General features: G+C 43.6%; 1 protein-coding gene. It reads left to right on the top strand.

Annotated elements, in window-relative coordinates:
• Positions 1 to 280: 280 nt before the first annotated feature.
• On the top strand, positions 281 to 595 hold the full coding sequence (locus I8J31_RS20595; RefSeq protein ID WP_199470464.1) for a hypothetical protein: 315 nt from the start codon (positions 281 to 283) through the stop codon (positions 593 to 595).
• Positions 596 to 1,194: the final 599 nt, after the last annotated feature.

Below are 1,194 nucleotides of genomic sequence, written 5' to 3'. Positions count from 1 at the left end.
GAATTACTAGCTAAGCAATTCACTGAGAAAGATACAAGGGCTAGGGTGGGGTCTGATCTATTATCAAATTTTGCCTAAAAATGACCCGAGAAAGCGTCACCCAATTGGGTAAAGAATAACCCAATTGGCTAAAAGGGAAATGCGCAATAAAAGTTTTTAATTTGTTGAATTTTAACGGTTTATTTTATTTTCATCACGTTTTTAAAAGTTGGCAACCTAATTGCAAAAACTAGTAATAACAGCAATAGCAGTATCAACCATCCTAAAAAGGTAGATAACCATGTCAGACGATATCGCATTCAAAATCCAGTTAGGTCTAGTGCTACCTAAACTCGATGATCAGCTTAGTCAATCCCTCACCACCATCATTGAAGAAATCATGGCGTATCTAAAACAGGGCACCCTAGCGGGACAAGAACCCCCCAGCTTAGAAGACGTGAAAGTCCTGTTTATGCAAGACCTGGAAATCTTTCTGGACAGCAAAGTACTGCCGGGGATAGAAGCCAAACTCAACCCACCGCAAGAAGAAGTGGTTGAAGAAGCCGCGGAAGAGCCAGAGATAGAAGAGGCAGAAGCGGAAGAGACCGAAGAATAATTGGGGTCAGATCAAGAAACTCAGGACACAGTAAAACTCTTGGTACAGATGAGTTTATTGATACTGAAAGGTTTTTAGATATGAAGAAGAGAGTTTTTGATCTTGACCCCAAATCTATTTGATTTCTGAGATTTTTGAACTGATTCAGAGAGAGTTGATTTCAGTGAATCTGACCCCTTTGATCCGGAGAATATAAATAATGACGTGTGAGACAGATATGAAACACTTCTGTTTTGTATTCTAAAGCCCACTATATAAATAGTACGGAGAGATAGTATGCCCTATATACCGCATCCCGATGCACCTTTGACCAACGCTGCAGCTGAGAAAATGGGACTAACCGCACCATCTTACCGATCCACTCCCAGAGGAGGCACTGGATACACAGATGAAATGCGGGCCCAGGCCGCACGGCACAGCGACAGGCTGTCGGAGCATGACAGGCCCAAACCTGATAGGCAAGGTCTCACGCGCAGGGATGGCAAGCTATATTACGCAGGACCCGGGCAGGAGGAGATAGAAGTCGACAAGTAAGGTCAATCCATGGGATCTGGCGAATAAACAGGATACCCAGTGCGCCGAGATAAATCGGTAGTAAC

The sequence above is a fragment of the Marinomonas transparens genome (assembly GCF_016463975.1).
Classification (GTDB): Bacteria; Pseudomonadota; Gammaproteobacteria; order Pseudomonadales; family Marinomonadaceae; genus Marinomonas; species Marinomonas transparens.
Note: the sequence above shows the minus strand (reverse complement) of the source record. Positions and strands in the feature narration are given on the sequence as shown.

Excerpts from the sequence above, each read along its gene's own strand:
- I8J31_RS20595 (WP_199470464.1), top strand. The coding sequence starts at position 281 with ATGTCAGACGATATCGCATTCAAAATCCAGTTAGGTCTAGTGCTACCT.